The following is a 21,965-nucleotide window of genomic DNA, read 5'->3' on the forward strand; positions in this document are numbered from 1 at the left end:
GCGGCTCGCTACATGACCGACCTGACGAACTCCGCCACTGTTACGCTCAACTCCGACAGGTCGCGCTGCAAATTCTGGAAGTTGGCGGATCGCTCGTAGGACTCTTCATCCATATACAAACTGCGATTGACTTCGATCTGCAGGCTGTGCCGGTTTTCCTCCGGCCGGCCGATGCGCGCGATCAGGGCCACGCCCTTGAATGGATCGTTGCGTGCCACCGTATAACCGCGCTGCAACAGGAAGTCCTCGATGATCCCGATCAGGGTCGGGTCGCAGGTCGTACCATCGCGATCGCCCAGCACGAAATCCGCCAGAGGCTTGTCGGTGTCTATCTCCAGCACCTCATAGGAATCCGAGGGCATGGAATGCAGATTCAAATGCCACACCACGCCGAAGCGCTCGTGCGCCGCTTCGATCTGGCGCTGCAAGGCCTGATGATAAGGCTGATGATAGGTGGCTATGCGGTTCTCCACTTCGGCCACCCACAGCTTGCGGTCATACAAGGGCTGCTTGCGCGCCATGCTCCAGATCAATCCGTGTCCCAGCCGCGACTTCTCGGTGGGATGCAGTTCGGTCGCCCAGGGTTCGGCCAGGATGTTGGGATCGATATCGTCCTCTTCGCGATTGGGATCGATATAGGTGCGAGGAAAATTGGCGGCCAGCAGAGCTCCGCCCACCGACGGTATGGCTTGCCACAGCTCTTCCACATAGGTGTCCTCGCCTGAACGCAAGATTGAGGTCGGCAGGCAGCTTTGGAAGTCGGCGGGATAGACGACGCCGCTATGCGGCGAATCGCAAATCAGCGGTATCGCGCTGCAAGTAGGCAAAGACAATACATAGGGGTCGAATTCCGAATCGGCGAATCTCATGTCGTCTCCTGAGTTTGGGCTGCGTTCTGTTTATCGTTCAAGTGCATATCGTTCAAATGGCAAGCGCTGGCATGCAGGCCCTGGACGGCCTCGACCGCCTTCAGCAAGGGGCGTTCCACCCTGCACCGGTCCATGGCGTATGGACAGCGGGGATGGAAGGCGCAGCCCGATGGCGGATGCAGGGGGGAAGGGAGCTCTCCCTTGATGGGATCGAACCGGCGCCGGTCGGTGCGCAGGGACGGCAGCTCCTTGATGAGCGCCTGCGTGTACGGATGGTTCGCGCGCTGGAATATGGTGTCGGTATCGGCAATTTCGACGATGCGGCCCAAATACATAATGGCCACCCGATCTGAAATATGGCTGACCACGCCCAGGTTGTGGCTGATGAAGAAATACGTCAGCGCGAACTCCCTGCGCAATTGCATGAACAGGTTCAACACCTGCGCCTGAATCGAAACATCCAGCGCCGCCACGGCCTCGTCGCAGACAATGACGGCAGGCTTCAGCGCCAAGGCCCGGGCTATGCCTATGCGCTGGCGCTGGCCTCCCGAAAACTGATGCGGATAGCGGAAGCGATAGGCGGGATCCAGCCCGACTTTCTGCATCAGGCCGGCCACATAGGCCTCTTTGCCGGCCCGGCTGACCAAGCCGTGCACCATGGGCCCTTCGCCGATGATGTCGATGACGCGCATGCGCGGATTCAGCGACGAGAACGGATCCTGGAAAATCATTTGCACGCCCAGTTCGTACTCGCGCCTGGCCTCACCCGTCAATTGGCCGATATTCTGCCCTTTGTAGAGAATCTTGCCGAAACTGGGCGGCAGGATGCCGGTAAGCATGCGGCCCAAGGTGGACTTGCCGCAACCGGACTCACCCACAATGCCGATGACCTCGCCGGCCATGACATCCAAGTCGACACCCGCCACCGCCTGAACCGATTTGGGCTTTCCGCCCCCTTTCAGCAGCCGGCCCATGCGCTCTACCATATCGGCCCGCTGTGCATAGTCGCGCCGGACATCACGCAGCGACAGGATGATATCCGGGCGGCTCATGCCTGCACCCCCTTGTGCCAGCAACGCACCCATTGTCCCGGGGCCGCCTCTTCCAGCACGGGATCGGCGGCGCATTGCTCCGTGGCACGGTAACACCGTGCCCGGAACGGACAGCCCGCAGGCAGGTTCAGCAGGGAGGGCGTGGATCCCGGTATCTGAAAGAGTTCCTGTCCGCGTGTGCTGACGGACGGAATCGACGAAATCAAGCCATGCGTATACGGATGCTGGGCGGCGCCGACAATGTCCAGGGTGGAGCCGGTTTCAACGATACGCCCGGCGTACATGACCGCCAGCCTGTCGGCCAGGCCCGAAACAATGGCCAGGTCGTGCGTGATCCAGATCAGCGCCGTGCCCATTTCGCGGCACAGCTTCTGGACCTCGTACAAAATTTGCCCCTGTATGGTGACGTCCAGCGCCGTCGTGGGCTCGTCGGCAATGATCAAGCGCGGAGAATTCAATAAGGCGATCGCAATGGCGATGCGCTGGCGCATGCCTCCGGACAGATGATGCGGGTACACCAGCAATCGCTCTTGCGCAGAAGGTATGCCCACCATGCCCAATACCTGTATGGCGCGGTCGCGGGCGGCCTTGCGCGATACCCGTTCGTGCGCCCGGACCGCTTCCACCATCTGCGTATCCACCCGCAGGACCGGATTCAAAGTCATCATGGGGTCCTGGAAAATCATCGCCATGTCGCGCCCGCGCAGCTGGCGATACTCTTGCGCCGTAAGATCCCGCAGATCGCGGCCGTTGAACCACATGCGTTCGGCCTGTATCCGTCCCGGATGCTCGACCAGGTTCATCAATGAAAAGCCGGTAATGCTTTTACCCGATCCCGACTCCCCCACCAATCCCAGGATTTCACCGGGACGCAATTGCAGGGATACACCGTCCACGGCCTTGACCACGCCGTCCCGCGTGTGGAACCAGGTTTTAAGATTGCGCACATCCAGCAGAAGATCCCCGGACGGAAGGTCTGCGGCGAACTCGTTGCGGCTGGGGAGTGTGGCGTATTCGTTCATGATCGCCATCCCTAGATTTCGTTGCGCGGATTCAGGATATCGCGCAGATGGTCGCCGACCAGGTTGATGGCAATGACAACCAGCGCCAGCGCGATGCCTGGAAAGAAAGATATCCAGTAGTTGCCTGACAACAGGAATTCAAAGCCGTTGGATATCAGCATGCCCAGCGAAGGTTCGGTGACCGGCACGCCCACGCCAAGAAAGGACAAGGTGGCTTCCAGCGCAATGGCATGGGCCAGGTCGATGGTGGCGATGACCATCAGCGGCGGTATGCAATTGGGAAAAACGTGGCGCCATAGTATGCGGTGCCACGACAGCGACATGCAGCGCGCCGCCTCGACGTATTCGCGATTGCGCTCGACAATGGCTGCCCCTCTTGCCGCCCGTGCAAAATACGCCCACTGGACGGCAATCAGCGCATAGATGACCTTGTCGATGCCCTTGCCCAATACCGCCAGGAGGATCAAGGCGACCAGTATCGACGGGAAGGACAGCTGGATGTCGACAATGCGCATCAGCAAGGCGTCGATGCGTCCACCGAAATAGGCCGACACCAGGCCCACCGCCGCGCCGATCAGGAAGGCCACCGATACCGACACAAAACCCACGAACAGGCTGATGCGCAGTCCATACAGAATGGCGGAGAAAATATCGCGCGCCTGCCCATCGGTGCCCAGCCAATAGGTGATGGTGCCATCCATATTGGTGCTGCCCGGCGGCATCTTCGAGTCCATGATGTCCAGCGTACCGATGTCGAAGGGATTCTGCGGCGCGATCCACGGAGCGAATATGGCCAGCGCCAGGCAGGCCAGCAGCAGGATCAGCCCGAACACGGCCAGCTTGCTGGACAGGAACTGGGCCAGGAAAACCCGCCACAGGCTTTCATGGGCCGGCACCATCGGCTCCGACGGTTCGGCCGGCATGCCCGCAGGCCCCATGGCGGAATCCATCCGGATCTTGCTCATGCCGAAGCCTCCAGCCTCACTCGCGGGTCCAGGATGGTATAGGCGATATCGACCAGCAGATTCAATGTGGCCAGGAACACCACCGTCAGCATCAGGTAGGCCACCACCACGGGCCGGTCCAGCGTAATGATGGAATCGATCAGCAGCTTGCCCATGCCCGGCCATGAAAACACAGTCTCGGTCACGACGGCAAAGGCGAAGACCTGGCCGTACTCCAGGCCGCCTATGGTCACAATGGGAATCAGGATGTTCTTGAGCAGGTGCACGCCCAACACCCGTTTTTCACGCAGCCCCTTGGCGCGGGCAAACTTGATGTAGTCCTGCGGCAGGCATTCGCGCGTGGCGGCCCGCGTAACCCGAATGATCAGGGCGCACTTGGCCGTGGCGATGGTACAGGCCGGCAAAAGCAGGCTTTTAAGCCCTTGCCAGTTGAATACGCTTAAGTCCAGGGGACCGTATGATACGACCGGCCCGCGCCCTCCGGCCGGCAGCCAACCCAGCATGACCGCAAACAGCATGATCAGCATCAGCCCCACCCAGAAATTGGGCAGCGAAAAACCCAGGACGGAACCCGCCATGATGCCGCGCGCACCCGGGCTGTTGGGCCGCAGGCCCGCATAGACGCCCAAGGGTACGCCTATGGCCAGCGACAGGAACATGGCCAGCGTCGCCAGCTCCAGCGTGGCCGGCATGCGTTCGAGAATAAGCCGCATGGCCGACTCGCCGGTCAGGAAGCTATTGCCGAAATCCAGATGTATGGCCTTGCCCAGAAAAATGAAGTACTGCTGCCAAAGAGGCAGGTCCAGCCCCAGCGTTTGGCGAATCAGCTCGCGCTGCGCATCGGTGGCTTCCGGGCTGGCCAGCATCAGCACCGGGTCGCCGACCAGATAAAGCCCGGCGAACACCAGTGCCGACATGACCAGCACCACCAGCAGCGTCTGCAATAAGCGGCGGACTATAGCCGATAGCACTGGGGCGGCCCCGCGCTACTTGGCCAGCGTCATGTATTGCGCCAGTGTCATCTGGTCGGCACGCCCTCCATAGCGGATGTCCTTTTTCATGGCCCAGACCGAGAGCTCGAACTGCAACGGCAAAATGCCATAGTCGTCCATGGCCAGGCCGCTGGCTTTCTGCAGCAGTGCCGAACGCTTGTCGTCGTCCAGGGTCTTGGACGCCTCCATAACCAGCTTGTCCACCTCGGGGTTGGAGTATTTGCTCCAGTTGGTCGTGCCCAGGCCCTTGGCCGGATCCTTGGTGACCACCAGCGAAGTCATGGGATTGAGCATCTCGCCCGAACTGGCCGCCCAGCCCGCCAGATAGGTGCTGAATGCATACGCGTTGCGCTGCTTGAAGAACACCGGAGGCGCCATGGTCTGCACATCCGCCTTGACGCCGATGCGGGCCCACATGGACGCCACCGCCTGCGCGATACGCTGGTCGTTGGTGTAGCGGCCGGCCGGAGAACCCAGCGACAATGCGAACCCATTCGGGTAGCCGGCTTCGGCCAACAGCTTCTTGGCCTGCGCGGGATCGGCGGCTGCGGCCTTGGAGTATTTTTCGGAGGTGCCGAAAGCCGGATAGGCCAGCAGATTGCCCGCCGGCAAGCCCACGCCATCCATGATGCGCTCGACAATGGCCTTGCGGTCGATGGCCAGCGACAGCGCATGGCGCACACGCTGGTCGGTCAGGGGGTTCTTGCCATCGGTGCCCGACACGCCGGGCGGCACATCCTTGCCCTGGTTGAGCGCAATATAGATGACGCGCACCGAGGGGGTTTCCTGGATGTGCAGGTTCTTGTCTTTTTTCAACCTGGGCAGATCATCGGTGGGGGGATCTTCGATGATGTCCACATCGCCGGCCAGCAAGGCAGCCACCCGGGCCGCCGAATTGGAAATGGGGCGGTAGATGACCTTGTCCCAGGCGGGCTTTTCGCCCCAGTAATGATCATTGCGTTCGAAGACGATTTCCGCGCCGCGCTTCCAGGACACGAATTTGTAGGGTCCGGTGCCCACCAGGCCATCGCCCCGGTTAAGCTCGACCGTGGTCTTGCCTTCGGGCGCCGGCCCCGCCGCCGCCTTGTGCGACATGATGGGCACCATGGACAGATTGGCCAGCAGCACCGGCGAAGGCCCCTTGGTGGTGATGCGCACCGTCATGGGGTCGGGCGCCTCGACCTTGTCGACCGTACTTAAATACAGCGAATACGACGACGGGCTGTTGGGCACCTTGGGTACCCGCGCATAAGTGAACAGAACGTCTTCCGCCGTAAAGGGCGAGCCGTCGGCAAATTTCACGTTGGAGCGCAGCTTGAAGGTCCAGACATTACCATCGACCGTCCAGGACTCGGCCAGCGAAGGTACGGGCTTGGCATTGCCATCGGTGCGCACCAGCGGATCGAACAGGGTTTCGGACAGCTGTGTGTTGGGCGTCAGCGAATGGAACTGCGGGTCCATGGAGCTGGGTTCGGAACGCAGCGCTATGGTCAGATCACGCGCCTGCGCCAGGCCGGACAGGGCGAAGAAACTGGCGGCCAGGGCCGACAACAGAATGGTTTTGCGTAGAGACTTCATGGTTATGCTGCCCTTTATATGAATCAGTTAGACGGGTAAGCCAATAACACTGCGGAAGAACGAAAAAAAGCTCCATGCCAAAGACATGGAGCGAGTGTAGCCAGCTAAGCGTCGTTAAATGATCGGTATTTTCCCCATGAAACGTATGAAGTTATTGCACCGTTCCGATCATGTACTCGACCGCGGCCCGCAAAGTGGCGTCGTCGGCCGATGATGCGCCCCGAGGCGGCATGGCGCCTTTTCCTTTAAGAGCGACCTCCATCAACGAATCCATGCCCTTTGCAATCAGCGGATTCCAGGCCGCCTTGTCGCCCAGCTTGGGCGCGTTGGCCACGCCGGTGCTATGGCAAGCTACGCAAGCCGACTTGTACAGCTTTTCGCCGGCCGGGTGCGAGGTGGCCTTGCTTGCGCCGGCGGCGGCTACCGCCTTGGTCGGAGCAGCCGTTGCGGCGGCCTGTTTCTTCGCCCGAGCTTCCAGCATGGCGGCGTTTTCCTTGGTGATGGGGCCCGGCGCCTTGATCTGCTTCATCAGGTCGTCGTTCCATTTGCCTTCGACCACGAAGTGGCCCGCCGCGCCCAGTTCAAATGCCTCGATCAGGTTATGGTTGACGTAGGCATACACGCCGGGCTGCTTGAAGGTGTACAGCGCCGCACCCGCCGAACCGCCGCGTATGAACCAGGTTTCCAGGTTCTTTTCAGGCGCATTGGCGAACTTGCCTGTTTCCCACACCCAGTCGCCGTGTCCGCCGATCAGGTGCGGACGCGTATCGCGGTTGGCCTGCGAGTGGATCATCAGCACAGTCTCGCCCACCTTGGCTTTCAATGCGCCCTCGCCCGTCAAGGCTCCGACCTTGCCGTTGAACACCACGTGCGTGGGCGTCAGCTTGCGCATCGCCTCGACCGTTTCGGCATAGCTGTCGGCCAGGGTCTTGTAGTCCTTGTATTTGCCGTTCTCGTCTTTGGGAATGTACAGGTCGAACTCGCCTATGGTGTAAGCCTTGTCATAGTGCAAAGGCTTGCCCTCGGGGTCTTTAAGCCCTTCACGCGGCAAAACCATCAGGGTTCCGCTCATGCCGGAGACCACATGCCAGGGCACCATGCCTTCAGGCGCGCAGTGATAGACGAAAACGCCGCTGCGATCGGCCTTGAAGCGCAAAGTGGCCTGCTCGCCCGGGTTCACATCTGTCAGCTTGGCCCCGCCCAGCGCACCGGTGGCCGCGTGGAAATCGACGTTGTGCGGCATGGCATTGCTGGCCGGATTGATCAGCGTGATTTCAACATAATCGCCTTCGTGCACCACCATCGTGGGTCCCGGCATGGAGCCGTTGAAGGTCATGGCCTGCAATGTGGTGCCCTTGTCGTCGATCACGACCTTCTTCTCTTCGATCGTCATGCGGAACTCGACGACTTTGGGGCCCGATGTGGCCTTCTGCTCGTGCGCATGCACCATGGGCGGCGCAAGCAGGTCGACCTTGATGCGATCCAGCTTATCGGCCGTATCAGCCAGAGCAGGGACACCAGCCATCAAGGCGGTCATGACGGCGGCTAACAAGGTTGGACGGAACGCTTTCATTTGCAACTCCCTTCTTATCAATATGTCGTGAATGTCGACAGCTCTATTGAACGATCCGGGGAGGTTTCCTTCTTTGTTGCAGCGCAAACTTCAAGGCACATTCCTAGGGTTTCCACCTATAAAACAACACTCGGCGTTTGGCACACTCAGACAAACACCTGCGAAAAATCAATGATTTAGCGCAAGTCCCGCAACAGGCCGATGGTAGAATCAAAGCATTGCCAGCAGCAGGGACATTCCATGCCATCACAGCTTAGCCGGACGCTGATCAAGAACCTTGAGCTTTTCAGGACATTGCCCGACGAAGCCCTGGACGCGGCTCTGCAACATGCGCAAGTCCGCCGGCTGGCCGACGGCGACGCCGCCTTCCAGCAAGGCGAAGAAGCCACGCATTTCTTTGTGCTGCTGCATGGGCATCTTAAAGTGGTACAGGTTACCGCCGAAGGCGAGCAGGTCGTGGTTCGCTATGTCAACCCCGGCGATGTCTTCGGCATCGCGCGGGCCATGCGCCGCAGCCACTACCCCGCATCCACCATCGCCGTCCAGGAAAGCATCGCCCTGGCCTGGCCTTCGTCGGAATGGGACCAGTTCATTGCCGGCAATCCCCATTTCGCCTCGAACGCGCTGCAGACGGTCGGACAGCGCCTGCAGGACGCGCACTCGCGCATACGCGAGCTGTCCACGGAAGAAGTCGAGCAGCGCGTCGCGCGCGCCATCTTGCGGCTGGTCGACCAGTCCGGCGAAGAAACGCCCGAAGGCATACAGATCAATTTTCCCATCACCCGCCAGGACATCGCCGAAATGACCGGCACCACCCTGCACACGGTCAGCCGCCTGCTAAGCGCCTGGAAAGAGCGCGGCCTGGTCAACAGCGGGCGCAAGCGCATCGTGGTCTGCGCCCCGGACGATCTTATCCGCCTGGCCGAAGGGCCCGCGCAAGCTTGCGCCGGGCGGCAGCAGGCCGCTACGCGCGGCGCCAGCCAGACATAATTTAGTTCAGCGATCAAAATCCGGCGGCGGCATTACATGACGCGCAGCCGTTCGCGTAGCGGCGTCACCGCGCCGGCCTTGGCGTCGTCGCGCAGCAGCCGGAAGCCCAGATTGCTGGGCGGCACACCCACCGAGCAGGCGCCGCCCTTGGGGTCGCGTATGAAATCGGTGATATAGCTGCGATGCGGCCCCGCCACCACCCGGATCCCGCAATTCTCGCCCGTAGTCGTGAAACCTCCGGCCGCATCCATATGCCGCCGCGCGTGGCAGGTATCGGTCCAATCCCACACATTGCCCGCCATATCCAGCAAGCCCGCCGGATTTGCGCCGAAGCCGCCAAAAGGCCGCAACGATGCATCCACAGCCACCTTGCGCTGCGTTTCCAGCGCGTATTCAGCCAGCCAGCGCTGCGCCGGATCGGCGGGGTCGAACGCATCCAGTATCACATCTTCCTTGTAGGCGGGCCCCGCCGCGTACACCCATTCCGCATACGTCGGCAAACGATAATGGCTGCCCGTCTTCTTCGACAGCCAGGCCGCATAGGCCGTGGCATCGTGCCAACTGACGCCAACCGCCGGAAGGTCGGGGGACGCCGTCCCGCGCTGCGATCCATCCAGCTTCTTGCAGGCGCCGGCCGCCACACAAGCGGCATACTCGGCCTGGCTGACCTGCCGCTTCATCATGGCCAGGCCGCTATCGAAGCGGACCACAGCCTGCGGCGGCGCAACCGGATACCCGTCCTTCAGGTACTCGCCTGAAGGATGATAAGTGAGCGTGCCCGCCGGTATTGAAACCAGATCCACCGCGGCTGCCCCGGCGGCGACGGGAATGCGTCCCGCCATATCGGACGCATCCGCCCCGCCGTCCATCTTGCATCCCGCCGCCAGGCCGGCCAGCAGGACGACAATGCCAACTCTTGCAATGCTTCGGGTGCCGCGCATGATTCAATACCTTCAATGCCCGCCGGTATTCCGGCTCTACATCTGTATTGAACCCTTCCCGTACCGCCCCGTCTTTGTTGCAGCGCAAAGAAACATCAAGTCAGCGCATCCAGGCAAAGCTGCGGCATCCTATCCAGCACACGCAACAACGCCTTGGCCGCACCCATGAAATATCGGCGACCCAGCTCCCAGTTCCAGATCGTATCCAGAGACACATTGATACGTGCCAGCATTTCCTGGACCAGGCGTTTATGGCTGGGCTGGGCTTGGCTCGGCGATTTACGCGTGCGCCGCGTGGCGGCTCGATTCAGGGAGGCAAGGCCGCGCTGCTCGAGCACGGCGCTTTCGGGCAGCCGGGGGCTGCCCGACGTGCGAGTTCGCGGCCGCCCTGAATCGAGCCGACGCGCGGGGAGTTCTGGCGCAGCCAGAACCGCAAAGCGTCCAGCCGGGCCAAGCCCAGCCATAAACGCCTTTGTCATCAAAGTTGGCGGTGAGGACAAATCCTGCGTTCATGTCAATTGGAATACTGGATTGCAAGCCCTGCCCCCAACCGAGAAGTAACGTCAATCCCATAGAAAAAGGGCCTCTGTTCCAGAACAAAGACCCTTTCACCGCTCTTATAGAACGTCTACACGAATTGACTAAAGCCGATCAAGCCACCCCAGCCTTATGAGCCTGCTCGTCCGCATGATATGAAGAGCGAACCATCGCGCCAACGGCGGCGTGCGAGAACCCCATCGCGTATGCCTCGCGCTCCAGCATCTTGAACACATCCGGATGCGCATAGCGCAGCACCGGCAGATGATGCTCGGACGGCTGCAAATACTGCCCTATCGTCAGCATATCCACATTGTGCGCCCGCAAATCTCGCATCACATCCAGGATTTCCTCGTCCGTCTCGCCCAGGCCCAGCATAAGCCCCGACTTCGTCGGGACATCGGGGTGCAGCGCCTTGAACTCGGACAGCAGCTTCAGCGAATGATGGTAGTCCGACCCCGGACGCGCCTGCTTGTACAGGCGGGGCACCGTTTCCAGATTGTGGTTCATCACATCGGGCGGGCCCTCGTTAAGGATGCCCAGCGCGCGATCCAGGCGGCCGCGGAAATCGGGCACCAGCACCTCGATGCGCGTCGTGGGCGAAAGCTCGCGCACCTTGCGTATGCATTCCACAAAATGGCCGGCGCCGCCATCGCGCAGGTCGTCGCGGTCGACCGACGTAATCACCACATACGACAGCTTCATGGCGGCAATGCTGCGCGCCAGGTTCACCGGCTCGTCCACATCCAGCGGATCGGGGCGCCCGTGGCCAACATCACAGAAAGGACAGCGGCGCGTACACTTGTCGCCCATGATCATGAACGTGGCCGTGCCCTTGCCGAAGCATTCGCCGATATTGGGGCAGGACGCCTCTTCGCACACCGTATGCAGATTGTGCTCGCGCAGTATCTTCTTGATGTCGTAGAAGCGCGAACCCGGCGCGGCGGCCTTCACGCGTATCCATTCCGGCTTCTTCAGGCGTTCGGCCTGGACCACCTTGATGGGAATACGCGAGGTCTTGTCGGCCGACTTCTGCTTTTGCATTGGGTCGTAAGGCGCGGGACGCACGGTGGGTTTACGGACGGCAGACTGATCAACGGGAGTAGTCATACGGATTCCTGCGCAAAGCCCCTGGGCTTGGCGCTAAAAGCGGCGGCGTGCTTCACGCCTTCGCCATTCAAAGAAAAGACCACAGCCGGAGGCCGCCTTGGCGCCCGCCGGACATGCAATCGGAACGTCATTTTAACGCGCCCCGCCTTGCCCCGCCTAATCGCCCTTTCCGCAGCCCGGATATGGAGAGCCCTTGCGGCGTTCAGCGCCCTTTCCAGACGGGTTGGCGTTTTTGCGTAAAAGCGTCGATGCCTTCGGCCACGTCCTCGGCCATCATGTTTTGCGCCATCACCTGGCCGGCGAAATCGTAGGCGTCGGCCAGGTTCATGCCGCGCTGGCGCTGGACCATGGCCTTGCCCGTGCGCACCGCAACCGGGCTCTTGCTGCAAATGACCTGCACCAGGGCATCGACCTGGGCGTCCAGCTCGTCGGGCGGCACCGCGCGGTTGATCAGGCCCTTGCCGGCCGCGTCGGCCGCGCTGATGAACTGCCCGGTCACCAGCATTTCGAAAGCGGTCTTGATGGGCACATTGCGTGTCAGCGCCACCGCCGGCGTCGAGCAGAACAGGCCCACATTGATACCCGATACGGCGAACTTGGCGGTTTCGGAGGCGATGGCCAGGTCGCAACTGGCCACCAGCTGGCAGCCCGCCGCGGTGGCCGTGCCATGAACCTTTGCGATCACGGGCACCGGCAGGTTGACGATGCTTTGCATGACCCGGCCACACTGGGCGAATAGCTGCTCGTAATAGCGCTGGTCGGGATTGGCGCGCATCTGCTTCAAGTCATGGCCGGCGCAAAACGCCCGGCCATTGGCGGCCAGCACCACGCAACGCGCCTGCTCGTTGCCCGCGATATCGGCCAACGCGCGCTGCAGCGCACCCAGCAATTCCTCGGAAAGCGCGTTGAATTGATCAGGTCGGTTCAAGGTAAGCGTTATCACCCCATCGACATTGTCGATCAATAGCAATTCGCCGTCTGTGCTCATGATTGTCTCCGAATTATTGTTTGGTACCTTGTCTGGCCGATTCGATTGCCCAACGACCGGGCAGGATGCTTGTTCTGCAAAATGCTTGTTTATTGGGCTGTTGCCGCCACCTGCCCTTCCAGATGGGCGTCGAACGCGTCGTTCAGGCGGGCCGCCAGCAATTCGCCGACATCATCCACGGTAGCGTGTATGCCGCAAGACCGCAAATCGACGGTCCTCAGTCCCTCGTAGCCGCAAGGATTGATGCCCAGGAACGGCGACAAGTCCATATCGACGTTCAATGCCAGGCCATGGTAGGCGCAGCCATTTCGTATCTTGATGCCCAGGGCGGCGATCTTGGCCAGTTCGCCGCCCGCCGCCTTTGCCCGCGGCACTGCCAGGCTGGCATAGGGCACATATACGCCGGGCGCCCCCGGCTTGCGGCAGGCGCCTGCCAAGCCCAGTTCGCCCAACACCTGGATCAGCACGTCTTCCAGCAAGGCCACGTATTCCTTGACGAAGATCTTCATGCGCCGCAGGTCGACCAGGCAGTAAGCCACGACTTGCCCCGGACCATGATAGGTAACCTGTCCGCCCCGGTCGCACTGCACGATCGGGATGCCGCCGCTGTTCAGGATGTGTTCGGGCTTGCCCGCCTGGCCCAGGGTATAGACCGGATCGTGCTCCACCAGCCAGATGCGGTCGGGAGTGGCGGCATTGCGGGCTTCGGTGAAATCGCGCATGGCCAGCCATACCCTCGCATAGCTTGCGGGCCTGGGCAGCCATTGAGAGTCGATCATTGCGGCGGCCTAGAGAACGATGGACACCATATGGTGGGCATGCAGGGCGCGGTACAGGTCATCCAGCTGCTCGCGCGAGGTCGCTCGCACCGTGAATGTCAGTCCGATGTACTTTCCGCCCTTGCTGGGCCGCATCTCGACCGTAGCGGGGTCGAAGTGCGGATCGAACTGCAGGACGATATCGGTCAGCGTCTGGGCAAAATCAGGATGCGCCCTGCCCATGACCTTGATGGGAAAATCGCTGGGGTATTCGATCAGGGATTGTTCGGGCGGGATTTCTTGCATGGTCCTGGTACGGCCGCCATCGCCTGCTTGACGCGGGCATGACGGCCTGCTCCTTAAAGCGCCGCAATGGCCTTGTCGTAGCCGGCGCGCAATGCGGCATATATGGGGCCTGGCTTGCCGCCGCCCACAGGCTTGCCGTTGTAGGTCGTGATCGGCAAGAGCTCTTTGGTTGCCGACGACAGCATGAGTTCGTCGGCGGCGTCGACTTCCTGCTGGGAAATGGGCCGCGCGTTGAAGGCAATGCCCGCCTGGCTGGCCAGTTCTTCGACAAAGCCATAGCGTATGCCTTCCAGGATCAGATTGCTGCGCGGCGGCGCCAGCAGCTTGCCGTCCTTGGCGACCCAGATATTGCACGAAGACCCTTCCGACAAAAAGCCGTCACGGAACTGCAGGACCTCGTCGACGCCGGCATCCACGGCATGCTGCTTGGCCAATACATTGCCCAGCAGCGACACCGACTTGATCTCGCAGCGCAGCCAACGGATATCGGGGATGCCGACGGCCGACAGGCCCTGTTCGCGTGCCTGCGCGCCCGGACGCGTGAAAGGCGAGACCATGCAAAAAATGGTGGGCGCGGCATTGGCCGGAAAAGCGTGATCGCGCTTGGCCACCCCGCGGGTGACCTGCAGGTACACCATGCAATCGCCCAGGCCGGAGCGTTTCAACATATCGAAGACCAGGGCTTCCCAGTCGCTGCGCTGGAAGTCCACCTTGATGCCGATGGCGGCCAGGCTGCGCTCCAGGCGCGCCAAATGGCCATCCATGCGGAAGGGCTTGCCGTTATAGGCCGGCACCACATCGTATATGCCGTCGCCAAAGATAAAACCGCGATCAAGCACTGAAATGGTCGCATCGCCCAAACGGACATGCTTGCCGTTCAGATACACAATACTGTCGTTGTCGACATCGGGAATCATTATCTACGCCTTGCAGGGAACGAATTAAGGGGGACGGGCCCGCGCCGGAAAATACCGCCGCAGGCCTTTATTTTATCTATTCGAACAGCAGGCGTATCTTGTCATAGACGCGCCCGAAGAAGCCCGCCTCGGCGACGTCGTTCAGGACATACAAAGGTTCTTGCCTCAACAGCTTGCCATCCAGCGACAAAGACACCGTACCTACTTTGGCGCCCTGCTTCAGCGGCGCGATCAGCGGCTGGGTGTATTGGGCCACCGGCTTGACCTGCGGACCCTTGCCGCGCGGCACGGTAATCCAGGTGGGCGCCTGAGAACCCAGGCCTACGGTTTCGGCCTGGCCTTCCCATACGCGGGCATTGACCGCCGGCTTCTCGTTATCGAACAGCTTGATCGTATCGAAGTTCTGGAAGCTCCAGTTCAACAGCTTGAGGCTGTTCTCGACGCGCGCCGAATCGCTGGCCGCGCCCACGATCACCGACACCACACGACGGCCATCGCGCAGCGCGGTGGCCACCAGGCAATAGCCCGCCGATTGGGTATGCCCGGTTTTCAAGCCATCGACCGTGGGATCGGTCCAGAGCAGGCGGTTGCGGTTGTTCTGCTTGATCTTGTTGTAGGTGTATTCCTTCTGACTGTAGTAGTGCAGATACTGCGGGAATTTTACGACCAGGTTCCTGGACAGAATCGCAAGGTCGCGCACCGTGGTCAAGTGGGTGGGATCGGGCAAGCCGGTGGAATTCACAAAATGCGTATCGCGCAAGCCTTGCTTGGCCGCTTCCTGATTCATCAGCGCGGCAAAGGCGTCTTCACTGCCCGCGACCGCCTCGGCCAGCGCCACCGTGGCGTCATTGCCCGACTGGACGATGACGCCCTTCAACAGTTCATCGACCGTCACCTGGCTGCCCGGCTTGATGAACATGCGCGAGCCTTCGGTCTTCCAGGCCTTTTCGGAAACCGTCACGTTCTGGTCCAGCGTCAGGCGCTTGTTTTCCAGGGCATCGAAAACCAGATAGGCCGACATCAGCTTGGTCAAGGAGGCAGGCTCGACCCTTTCGTCGGGGTTCTGCGATGCGATGATCTGGCCGCTGGTGGCGTCCAGGGTCAGCCATGCCTTGGCGGTAAGGCTGGGGGCCGGTACGGTGGCCAGTTCGCCCACCGCCGTAACGATGGCGGGTGCCGCGGGAGTGGCGCCGGGGATCGGTGTTGCTCCCTGGGCGAAGCCCAGGGCCGGCGCCAGGGCCAGGACGCAGCCAGCGGCAAAAAGTGAAAGATGGGGAAATGCAAGGCGGGATTTTTTTAAAGTCATCGGCATATCGTATAGGGAGGATCCGTTGCGGCAGGCACGGAGCAAAAGACCATTATAGGCAGACGAAGCTGACGGTTACACCCGCCAATCCACTGTTTCAATAAGAAAACCGCAAGCGAATGAAACCAGATTTATTCAAACATTGCGCCACCGTCCAAGCTTAGACCGACGCCAGCCTTTGCTGCAATAGCTGCTTGAGCACAAGCAGCTTTCCATGGAAGAAATGGCTGGCATCCGGAATCACCACCATGGGCAGGCCGCGGCCGCGCGCAAAATCCATGGCTTCGGACAGGGGCACAACCTCGTCGGCCTCGCCATGCGCAAGAAAGGTGTCGTCCGGAATTGCAATGTCGCGGAACTTGAAGCGCTCCACCGCTGAACCGACCAATAACAATGCATCCGGCACCGTCCGCGACTGTGCGGCCAGTTCCGAATACAGCTGCGCCGCGACCGAAGTGCCAAACGAAAAACCGGCCAACACCCATTTGCCGGCAGCCGCCTCGGGATAGGCCTTATTGAATTGGCTTACCAATTGGACCATGTCGGCGGTTTCGCCGACCGCCGCGTCGAATTCGCCCGCCGAACCGCCCACGCCCCGGAAATTGGGGCGGACAGCCACCAGACCGTGCTGCACACAGGCCCGCGCTATGGTGGTCACGATCTTGTTTTCCCGCGCGCCGCCATGCAAAGGGTGCGGATGCAACACCAAAGCCCAGCCCCTGGGGGCATCCATGGGCAGATCCAGCACACAATCGATGGCGCCGACCGCGCCCTGAAACTCTATCTTTTCGGTGCGAGCAAGCATAATCTTCAGTTTGAGTTATAAAGAGATTGGCTGATTTTACGCCACGCGCATTTACCGAATTGCCGGAATCCATGACCTCCGCTCCCCACCCTCCCCTGCCTTCCCCCTGCCAGCTCGTTGCCGAACTGCGTTCGACCCTGCCCCATTTCAAGCAAATCCAATGGCTGGAGCGCACCGAATCGACCAACGCGGACCTGCTGAGCATGGCGCGCGCCAGGGGGGGACCCCAGGCGCGTCCCTGGCTGCTGGGCTCGCACCTTCAAGAGCACGGACGCGGACGCGCCGGACGCCGATGGCAGAACCGGCCCGGAGCCAACCTGATGTTCTCCTGTGCATTCGACGTATTCGTTGCGCCGCAGCGGCTGCCCACCTTATCGCCCCTGGCGGGACTGGCTGCCTGCGAAGCCTTGCGCGAGCTGATCGAAGCCAGGCACCGGGGCCACATGACCATGAAATGGCCGAACGACGTGCAATGGCACTCCGCCAAGCTGGCGGGCATACTGGTGGAGGTAACGCGTGCCGGCGCATCGCGCCTGTCGCCCGATCACTATGTAGTCATTATCGGCATGGGCCTGAACCTGGACGATGCGCGCGCGCTCAGCCTGTCGCTGAACCGCCAGGTGGCCGACTGGTCCGAAATCGCCCGGCAAGACAAGCAGGCGGCCGCCGTCTCGGCGGCCGGCCTGGTCGCGCAAGTGGCCCAGGCCTGGTACACCAGCCTGAACGAAGCCACCGCGTATGGATTCGATGCGCTACCTGTACGCTATGCCCAGGTCGATGCCCTGGCGGGGCAGCACATCAACGTACTGGACGACGGGCGCATCGCGCAAGCCGGCATTGCCAGCGGCATAAACAGTTTCGGCCAATTGCTGTTGCGCACACCGGAGGGCGAACAATCCATATCCATCGGCGAGGTGTCCGTGCGCCCACGCCAGGAGCACGCTCCATGATCGTTCTTATCGATGCCGGCAACACGCGCCTGAAGCTGGGCTGGGTCGATCCCGGAACCGGCCGCCGCGAAAGCCATCCCCTGGCCATGAGCCACCACGACCTGCACCAGTTGGCAGCCTGGCTGGATCAATTGACACCGAAACCGCGGGCCGCCCTGGGCGTCAACGTGGCCGGCAAGGCCCTGGCCGACGCGCTGGACGAGCTGTTCCGCCTGCGCTGCGGCCGTTCGGTGTCCTGGATCAGCGGACAGGCGCAGGCCACCGGCGTGCGCAATGCCTACGACACGCCGGCACAACTGGGCGCCGACCGCTGGGTGTCCATGATAGGCCTGGCCCGGCACGCGCAGGGCGGGCCGCTGCTGCTGGCCAGTTTCGGCACCGCCACGACCCTGGACACACTGGGTCCCGAGCAGCGGCCGCCGGTTGCCGGCGAGAGTGCCGGGCGCCTGGTATTTCATGGCGGCCTGATCTTGCCGGGACCGGCGTTGATGCGTAGCGCGCTGGCTACCGGCACCGCCAATCTGCCCGAGGCAAACGCCACGATTGCCGCCTACCCCACGCATACGCGGCAGGCCATCAGCAGCGGCATAGCCGCCGCGCAAGCCGGCGCGCTGCTGCGTCAATGGCGTGAGGGGCTGGAGCGATTCGGCCAGCCGCCACGGGTGTACAGCACGGGCGGCGCCTGGTCCTTGGTGGAAGATGAAGTGCAGCGCGGCCTGGCCAGGGCGCAGGGCGACCTGAACCTTCCCCGGCAGGCCGTCCAATGGCTGCCATCGCCGGCTCTGGACGGATTGGCGCGATTGGCCCTTAGCGGCGCTGGATAGCCAGCTGGGGAGCGCCCAACGTGACGGCGTGCTGGTTTCTTTCAGACAATTGGCGCGGCTCGCGCCCTCTTTCGCTGGGAGGCGGTCCGAAGAAACCTTGGCCGAAAGCCAGTAGGGCCAAATTAGCCAAGAGCACAATCAGGAATAAAGATCGCATAAGCGGCAACGAAATGGTGTTGGCGCCAGTGTAATGCAGATTGGACGCGCGGCCGCTACGGCTGTCCGCTTATTGCCAACGCTGCATGGGCACGGAAAGGCGCGATGCGGCCACCATGCTGGGCACGGAGGTGTGCCTGGCATCGGTACCGAAAAACAAATGCTCCGGCGAAGCCTCGGCCAATTCCAGGAATGGGCGGGTACGGGCATTGATATGCGCGGCCGCCGCCATCATGGCGGCATCTTCGTCGCGCTCGCTAAGCGCCTCGAACAGAAGCTGATGCTCCTGCCAGGCCTGCGATGCCCAATCGGCGCTCAATTCGTCCTGTTGCCGGCGATAGGGGTTGGTGCGCTTGCGTATGTGCAAAATCTGCGACCTGAGATAGCGATTGCCGCAACACCCATGGATGTAATCATGGAATTCCAGGTTGTATTGCGCAAACACGTCCAGGTCCCGGTCTTCCAGGGCTTGCTTCCCCTTTTTCTGGAGCAGGCTCAATTTTTTGATCTGCGCCGCCGTGATGCGCTGGCTGGCCAGCCGGGCGCACAGGCCTTCGGCGTAGGCCAGCGTCTCGAACATTTCGGCCAGTTCCCCGGCCGAAAGCTGCACGACATAGATGCCGGCCCGCGGCACGATGCGCACGAATCCCTCGGCGGAAAGCTGCAGCAACGCCTCGCGCACAGGCGTGCGCGATACATCGAACATTTGACCCAATTGAGCCTCGTCCAGCGTAACGCCGGGCGGCAAAATGCCCGCCACTATCTGGCTTTCAAGCTCGGCACGGACGCGATCGGTATTGGTAATGAACATATAAAGGGTAAATTCAGGCAGCCAGGATAAGCATTTTCCCTAGTGTAACGACGTGTTAGCGGCCGCCAAACCCCGATTACCCGTCACAAACGCCCGTATATGGCGGGTTTGGACATTCCCGGGCAGCACCAAGCCGGATCCGGGCATAAGGCTTGCTATGGACGGCTGTCGGTATAGAAAATTGTTATACAAGACGCTGCGGACACGATGACGTCCCAAACACCCATAGCGTATGATTCGCTCCGAAACCCTTCCATAAAGCACTTACCACTCTATGAAGCCTATTCGAAAAGCAGTTTTCCCGGTCGCCGGGCTGGGCACACGTTTCCTTCCCGCCACCAAGGCCATGCCCAAGGAAATGCTGCCCATCGTAGACAAACCCCTTATCCAGTATGCCGTCGAAGAGGCCATCGCGGCGGGCATTACCGACCTGATCTTCATTACCGGACGCAACAAGCGCGCCATCGAAGACCATTTCGACAGCGTACCGGAACTGGAGGCCGAACTGGCCGCCAAGAACAAGAACGAGTTGCTGGAAATCGTACGCAACATTCTGCCCTCGAATGTCAATTGCATCTATACGCGCCAGCCTGCCCCGCTGGGGCTGGGCCACGCCGTGCTGTGCGCCGCGCCCATAGTCGGCAACGAGCCCTTCGTGGTGCTGCTGGCCGACGATCTGATCGACGCCAAGGTCTCCGTCACCCAGCAATTGGTCGAAGCGGCCCACCGCCAGAACGGCAGCGTCATCGCCATCCAGGACATAGACCGCAATCACACCGATAAATACGGGATCATTTCGGGCGAAGCCGTCGACGAAAAAACCACCCGTCTGGCGGGCATCGTCGAAAAGCCGGCTCCATCTGCCGCGCCATCGACCCTCGCCGTAGTGGGGCGCTACGTGCTGGAGCCCGAGATATTCGAGCACCTACGCAAAACGCAGGCCGGCGTAGGGGGTGAGATTCAGTTGACCGACGGTATTGCCAGCCTGCTGACGGCCCGGCCGGTATTCGGCCTTCAGTACGAAGGCATGCGCTATGACTGCGGCAGCAAGGCAGGCTTCTTCCAGGCCACCCTGGAGCTGGGCCGTAAATACCACGGCCTGTAGCCGCCGGGCCGCGACTCTATCTCTTGATTTCGTTAAGCCCGGCCATCACGCGGGCCACGGCGCCCCGGTGCATCTGTACCCAATGAGCGCCGGCCTCGCCCATGCGGCCCAGGCGCTGCGCATCGTCCAGTAGTTGCAAGGCGGTCTGCAAAGCCGCGTCTGCGTCGTGCACCCGTAATGCCGCGCCCTCGTCCAGGGCGTCCACCACCGCCTGTTCAAAATTGCGCGTATGCGGCCCGACCAGCACCGGAACGCCCACGGCGCAGGCCTCGATCAGATTCTGGCCGCCCAAAGGCTGGAAACTGCCGGCTACGATAGCCACTTGGCCCAGGGCGTAATACCAGGGCATCTCGCCCAGCGTATCGCCCAGCAGGACGGCCGCATCGGCGCAGGCCTGAAGCGCGGTCGAGCTGCAATCGCCCGCCTCCATAAGCTGCGATCGCCTGACATAAGCCAAGCCGGCGCTGGCCAGTTGCCGCGCCGCATCGTCGAAACGCTCGGGATGCCGGGGAATCAGGCAGAACAAAACCCGCTCGGACAGATTGCGTCCCTGCCCGCGCGCCCGCTTGAGCTGCCGGCCTATCGCGCGTATGAAAAGCTCGTCTTCCCCCTCGCGGGTACTGGCGATAACAATTACCTTGCGCCCCAGGCCCGCGGCGAAATCGCGGCCGCGCTGTATTTTATCGGCCGGCAGCGATACATCGAACTTGAAGTTTCCCGACACCCGCACCGCCACGGCCCCCGCCTGTTCCAGGCGCTGGGCATCATTCAGGGTCTGGGCGTACACGGCATCGAACTGGCCATAGGCTTCCCGCATCACGCTGCCCACGCGCAGGCTTTGCCGCAATGAATGGTCCGAAAACCGCGCACTGACCAGCATCATGGGCACCTGGAAGCGCCGCGCCGCGGCAAGCAAATTAGGCCAGACTTCGCGCTCGATCAGAATGCCGGCGCTGGGCCGGTAGTGGCTTATGAACCGGCGCGCACTGCCCGGGAAATCATAGGGCAGCCATTGCTGCGCCAGCCGGCCCTGGGCAATCGCCGAAGCGAAGGCGCGCTGGCCTTCAAGCCGTCCGGTAACAGTCATATGCGTCAACAGCACGCTCTCGCCCTGATCCAGCAGCGCCTGGATCAAAGGCTGGGCGGCGCGCGTTTCGCCCAGGCTGACCGCATGCACCCACACGGGCTTGCTAAGCGGACTGTATTTCGGGTAGCGGCCGAAGCGCGAACCCGAGCATACTTCCCAATCGCCGCCCGAACGCCGCGCGCGCAAAGCCATCCAACCCAAAAGGGCCGGCGACAATACCCGGATAAGCGCGGTGTAGAAGTAACGGTTCAAGAGCTTTGCCTGCGGCCGCCAAATGGATAAACTATTTTAAGCCCCAAGCAAAGGGGCGTATGTCGGGCAAA

Annotated in this window: 22 protein-coding genes and 1 pseudogene; 4 read left to right on the plus strand and 19 right to left on the minus strand. The window is 61.6% G+C overall.

Going from position 1 to position 21,965, the window contains the following annotated elements; genetic code table 11:
* Positions 1-8 precede the first annotated feature (8 nt).
* From V0R37_RS17425 to nirK, 8 genes and pseudogenes are all read right to left on the minus strand, one after another.
* Positions 9-869, minus strand: a complete 861-nt coding sequence (locus V0R37_RS17425; protein ID WP_420375725.1) for an N-formylglutamate amidohydrolase — start codon at positions 867-869, stop codon at positions 9-11.
* Positions 866-1,921, minus strand: coding sequence for an ABC transporter ATP-binding protein (locus V0R37_RS17430; RefSeq protein WP_420375726.1), 1,056 nt, complete (start codon positions 1,919-1,921; stop codon positions 866-868). The genes V0R37_RS17425 and V0R37_RS17430 overlap by 4 nt, the downstream gene beginning before the upstream one ends.
* Positions 1,918-2,943, minus strand: coding sequence for an ABC transporter ATP-binding protein (locus V0R37_RS17435; RefSeq protein ID WP_420375727.1), 1,026 nt, complete (start codon positions 2,941-2,943; stop codon positions 1,918-1,920). The genes V0R37_RS17430 and V0R37_RS17435 overlap by 4 nt, the downstream gene beginning before the upstream one ends.
* Before the next feature lie 11 nt (positions 2,944-2,954).
* A complete protein-coding gene (locus V0R37_RS17440) occupies positions 2,955-3,842 on the minus strand; it encodes an ABC transporter permease (RefSeq protein WP_420375876.1) in 888 nt (295 codons plus the stop codon).
* Positions 3,843-3,904: 62 nt separating this feature from the next.
* Complete coding sequence (locus tag V0R37_RS17445; protein WP_420375728.1) at positions 3,905-4,879, minus strand: ABC transporter permease; 975 nt, start codon at positions 4,877-4,879, stop codon at positions 3,905-3,907.
* Between the two features lie 15 nt (positions 4,880-4,894).
* On the minus strand, positions 4,895-6,478 hold the full coding sequence (locus tag V0R37_RS17450) for an ABC transporter substrate-binding protein (protein ID WP_420375729.1): 1,584 nt from the start codon (positions 6,476-6,478) through the stop codon (positions 4,895-4,897).
* Positions 6,479-6,629: 151 nt separating this feature from the next.
* The gene (locus V0R37_RS17455; RefSeq protein ID WP_420375877.1) at positions 6,630-6,959 is read right to left on the minus strand and encodes a c-type cytochrome; all 330 of its coding nucleotides are present in this window, start codon (positions 6,957-6,959) and stop codon (positions 6,630-6,632) included.
* Between the two features lie 12 nt (positions 6,960-6,971).
* A pseudogene (nirK, locus tag V0R37_RS17460) lies at positions 6,972-8,051 on the minus strand (copper-containing nitrite reductase); the annotation flags it as partial.
* Positions 8,052-8,291: 240 nt separating this feature from the next.
* On the opposite strand from nirK, the gene V0R37_RS17465 reads away from it, so the two are divergent.
* The gene (locus V0R37_RS17465) at positions 8,292-9,041 is read left to right on the plus strand and encodes a Crp/Fnr family transcriptional regulator (RefSeq protein ID WP_420375730.1); all 750 of its coding nucleotides are present in this window, start codon (positions 8,292-8,294) and stop codon (positions 9,039-9,041) included.
* 32 nt (positions 9,042-9,073) lie between these two features.
* Here V0R37_RS17465 and V0R37_RS17470 read toward each other — a convergent pair whose 3' ends face one another.
* From V0R37_RS17470 to V0R37_RS17510, 9 genes are all read right to left on the minus strand, one after another.
* Positions 9,074-9,982 (minus strand): formylglycine-generating enzyme family protein, encoded by a 909-nt coding sequence (locus tag V0R37_RS17470; protein WP_420375731.1) that lies wholly within the window; start codon positions 9,980-9,982, stop codon positions 9,074-9,076.
* A gap of 95 nt (positions 9,983-10,077) precedes the next feature.
* Positions 10,078-10,446, minus strand: a complete 369-nt coding sequence (locus tag V0R37_RS17475) for a helix-turn-helix domain-containing protein (RefSeq protein ID WP_420375732.1) — start codon at positions 10,444-10,446, stop codon at positions 10,078-10,080.
* Positions 10,447-10,633: 187 nt separating this feature from the next.
* A complete protein-coding gene (gene lipA, locus V0R37_RS17480; RefSeq protein ID WP_420375733.1) occupies positions 10,634-11,629 on the minus strand; it encodes a lipoyl synthase in 996 nt (331 codons plus the stop codon).
* Between the two features lie 202 nt (positions 11,630-11,831).
* Positions 11,832-12,617 carry an enoyl-CoA hydratase gene (locus V0R37_RS17485; RefSeq protein ID WP_420375734.1) on the minus strand — a complete coding sequence of 262 codons (786 nt, stop codon included), beginning with the start codon at positions 12,615-12,617 and terminating at the stop codon, positions 11,832-11,834.
* 89 nt (positions 12,618-12,706) lie between these two features.
* Positions 12,707-13,396 (minus strand): lipoyl(octanoyl) transferase LipB, encoded by a 690-nt coding sequence (gene lipB, locus V0R37_RS17490; RefSeq protein WP_420375735.1) that lies wholly within the window; start codon positions 13,394-13,396, stop codon positions 12,707-12,709.
* Between the two features lie 9 nt (positions 13,397-13,405).
* On the minus strand, positions 13,406-13,681 hold the full coding sequence (locus tag V0R37_RS17495; RefSeq protein ID WP_420375736.1) for a DUF493 family protein: 276 nt from the start codon (positions 13,679-13,681) through the stop codon (positions 13,406-13,408).
* Between the two features lie 53 nt (positions 13,682-13,734).
* A complete protein-coding gene (locus V0R37_RS17500) occupies positions 13,735-14,598 on the minus strand; it encodes an aminotransferase class IV (RefSeq protein ID WP_420375737.1) in 864 nt (287 codons plus the stop codon).
* Between the two features lie 76 nt (positions 14,599-14,674).
* On the minus strand, positions 14,675-15,904 hold the full coding sequence (locus V0R37_RS17505; RefSeq protein ID WP_420375738.1) for a D-alanyl-D-alanine carboxypeptidase family protein: 1,230 nt from the start codon (positions 15,902-15,904) through the stop codon (positions 14,675-14,677).
* Positions 15,905-16,064: 160 nt separating this feature from the next.
* Positions 16,065-16,709 (minus strand): alpha/beta hydrolase, encoded by a 645-nt coding sequence (locus tag V0R37_RS17510; protein ID WP_420375739.1) that lies wholly within the window; start codon positions 16,707-16,709, stop codon positions 16,065-16,067.
* Between the two features lie 71 nt (positions 16,710-16,780).
* Here V0R37_RS17510 and V0R37_RS17515 point away from each other — a divergent pair, with 71 nt between their 5' ends.
* Together V0R37_RS17515 and V0R37_RS17520 are read left to right on the plus strand one after the other, a co-directional pair.
* Complete coding sequence (locus V0R37_RS17515) at positions 16,781-17,659, plus strand: biotin--[acetyl-CoA-carboxylase] ligase (RefSeq protein ID WP_420375740.1); 879 nt, start codon at positions 16,781-16,783, stop codon at positions 17,657-17,659.
* Positions 17,656-18,483, plus strand: coding sequence for a type III pantothenate kinase (locus V0R37_RS17520; protein WP_420375741.1), 828 nt, complete (start codon positions 17,656-17,658; stop codon positions 18,481-18,483). The genes V0R37_RS17515 and V0R37_RS17520 overlap by 4 nt, the downstream gene beginning before the upstream one ends.
* A 226-nt stretch (positions 18,484-18,709) precedes the next feature.
* Here V0R37_RS17520 and V0R37_RS17525 read toward each other — a convergent pair whose 3' ends face one another.
* Positions 18,710-19,450 (minus strand): GntR family transcriptional regulator, encoded by a 741-nt coding sequence (locus V0R37_RS17525; RefSeq protein ID WP_420375742.1) that lies wholly within the window; start codon positions 19,448-19,450, stop codon positions 18,710-18,712.
* Between the two features lie 274 nt (positions 19,451-19,724).
* Here V0R37_RS17525 and galU point away from each other — a divergent pair, with 274 nt between their 5' ends.
* A complete protein-coding gene (galU, locus tag V0R37_RS17530; protein ID WP_420375743.1) occupies positions 19,725-20,555 on the plus strand; it encodes a UTP--glucose-1-phosphate uridylyltransferase GalU in 831 nt (276 codons plus the stop codon).
* 16 nt (positions 20,556-20,571) lie between these two features.
* Here galU and V0R37_RS17535 read toward each other — a convergent pair whose 3' ends face one another.
* On the minus strand, positions 20,572-21,894 hold the full coding sequence (locus V0R37_RS17535) for a 3-deoxy-D-manno-octulosonic acid transferase (protein ID WP_420375744.1): 1,323 nt from the start codon (positions 21,892-21,894) through the stop codon (positions 20,572-20,574).
* Positions 21,895-21,965 lie beyond the last annotated feature (71 nt).

The sequence above is a fragment of the Pollutimonas rozaliensis genome (assembly GCF_048751585.1).
GTDB lineage: Bacteria > Pseudomonadota > Gammaproteobacteria > Burkholderiales > Burkholderiaceae_B.

Coding starts and splice junctions, on each gene's coding strand:
- V0R37_RS17430 (WP_420375726.1), bottom strand. CDS start 1,921: ATGAGCCGCCCGGATATCATCCTGTCGCTGCGTGATGTCCGGCGCGAC.
- V0R37_RS17495 (WP_420375736.1), bottom strand. CDS start 13,681: ATGCAAGAAATCCCGCCCGAACAATCCCTGATCGAATACCCCAGCGAT.
- galU (WP_420375743.1), top strand. CDS start 19,725: ATGAAGCCTATTCGAAAAGCAGTTTTCCCGGTCGCCGGGCTGGGCACA.
- V0R37_RS17425 (WP_420375725.1), bottom strand. CDS start 869: ATGAGATTCGCCGATTCGGAATTCGACCCCTATGTATTGTCTTTGCCT.
- V0R37_RS17485 (WP_420375734.1), bottom strand. CDS start 12,617: ATGAGCACAGACGGCGAATTGCTATTGATCGACAATGTCGATGGGGTG.
- V0R37_RS17465 (WP_420375730.1), top strand. CDS start 8,292: ATGCCATCACAGCTTAGCCGGACGCTGATCAAGAACCTTGAGCTTTTC.
- V0R37_RS17515 (WP_420375740.1), top strand. CDS start 16,781: ATGACCTCCGCTCCCCACCCTCCCCTGCCTTCCCCCTGCCAGCTCGTT.
- V0R37_RS17470 (WP_420375731.1), bottom strand. CDS start 9,982: ATGCGCGGCACCCGAAGCATTGCAAGAGTTGGCATTGTCGTCCTGCTG.
- V0R37_RS17520 (WP_420375741.1), top strand. CDS start 17,656: ATGATCGTTCTTATCGATGCCGGCAACACGCGCCTGAAGCTGGGCTGG.
- V0R37_RS17525 (WP_420375742.1), bottom strand. CDS start 19,450: ATGTTCATTACCAATACCGATCGCGTCCGTGCCGAGCTTGAAAGCCAG.
- lipA (WP_420375733.1), bottom strand. CDS start 11,629: ATGACTACTCCCGTTGATCAGTCTGCCGTCCGTAAACCCACCGTGCGT.
- V0R37_RS17435 (WP_420375727.1), bottom strand. CDS start 2,943: ATGAACGAATACGCCACACTCCCCAGCCGCAACGAGTTCGCCGCAGAC.
- V0R37_RS17450 (WP_420375729.1), bottom strand. CDS start 6,478: ATGAAGTCTCTACGCAAAACCATTCTGTTGTCGGCCCTGGCCGCCAGT.
- V0R37_RS17500 (WP_420375737.1), bottom strand. CDS start 14,598: ATGATTCCCGATGTCGACAACGACAGTATTGTGTATCTGAACGGCAAG.
- V0R37_RS17440 (WP_420375876.1), bottom strand. CDS start 3,842: ATGGTGCCGGCCCATGAAAGCCTGTGGCGGGTTTTCCTGGCCCAGTTC.
- lipB (WP_420375735.1), bottom strand. CDS start 13,396: ATGATCGACTCTCAATGGCTGCCCAGGCCCGCAAGCTATGCGAGGGTA.
- V0R37_RS17505 (WP_420375738.1), bottom strand. CDS start 15,904: ATGACTTTAAAAAAATCCCGCCTTGCATTTCCCCATCTTTCACTTTTT.
- V0R37_RS17455 (WP_420375877.1), bottom strand. CDS start 6,959: ATGCTGGAAGCTCGGGCGAAGAAACAGGCCGCCGCAACGGCTGCTCCG.
- V0R37_RS17475 (WP_420375732.1), bottom strand. CDS start 10,446: ATGGCTGGGCTTGGCCCGGCTGGACGCTTTGCGGTTCTGGCTGCGCCA.
- V0R37_RS17510 (WP_420375739.1), bottom strand. CDS start 16,709: ATGCTTGCTCGCACCGAAAAGATAGAGTTTCAGGGCGCGGTCGGCGCC.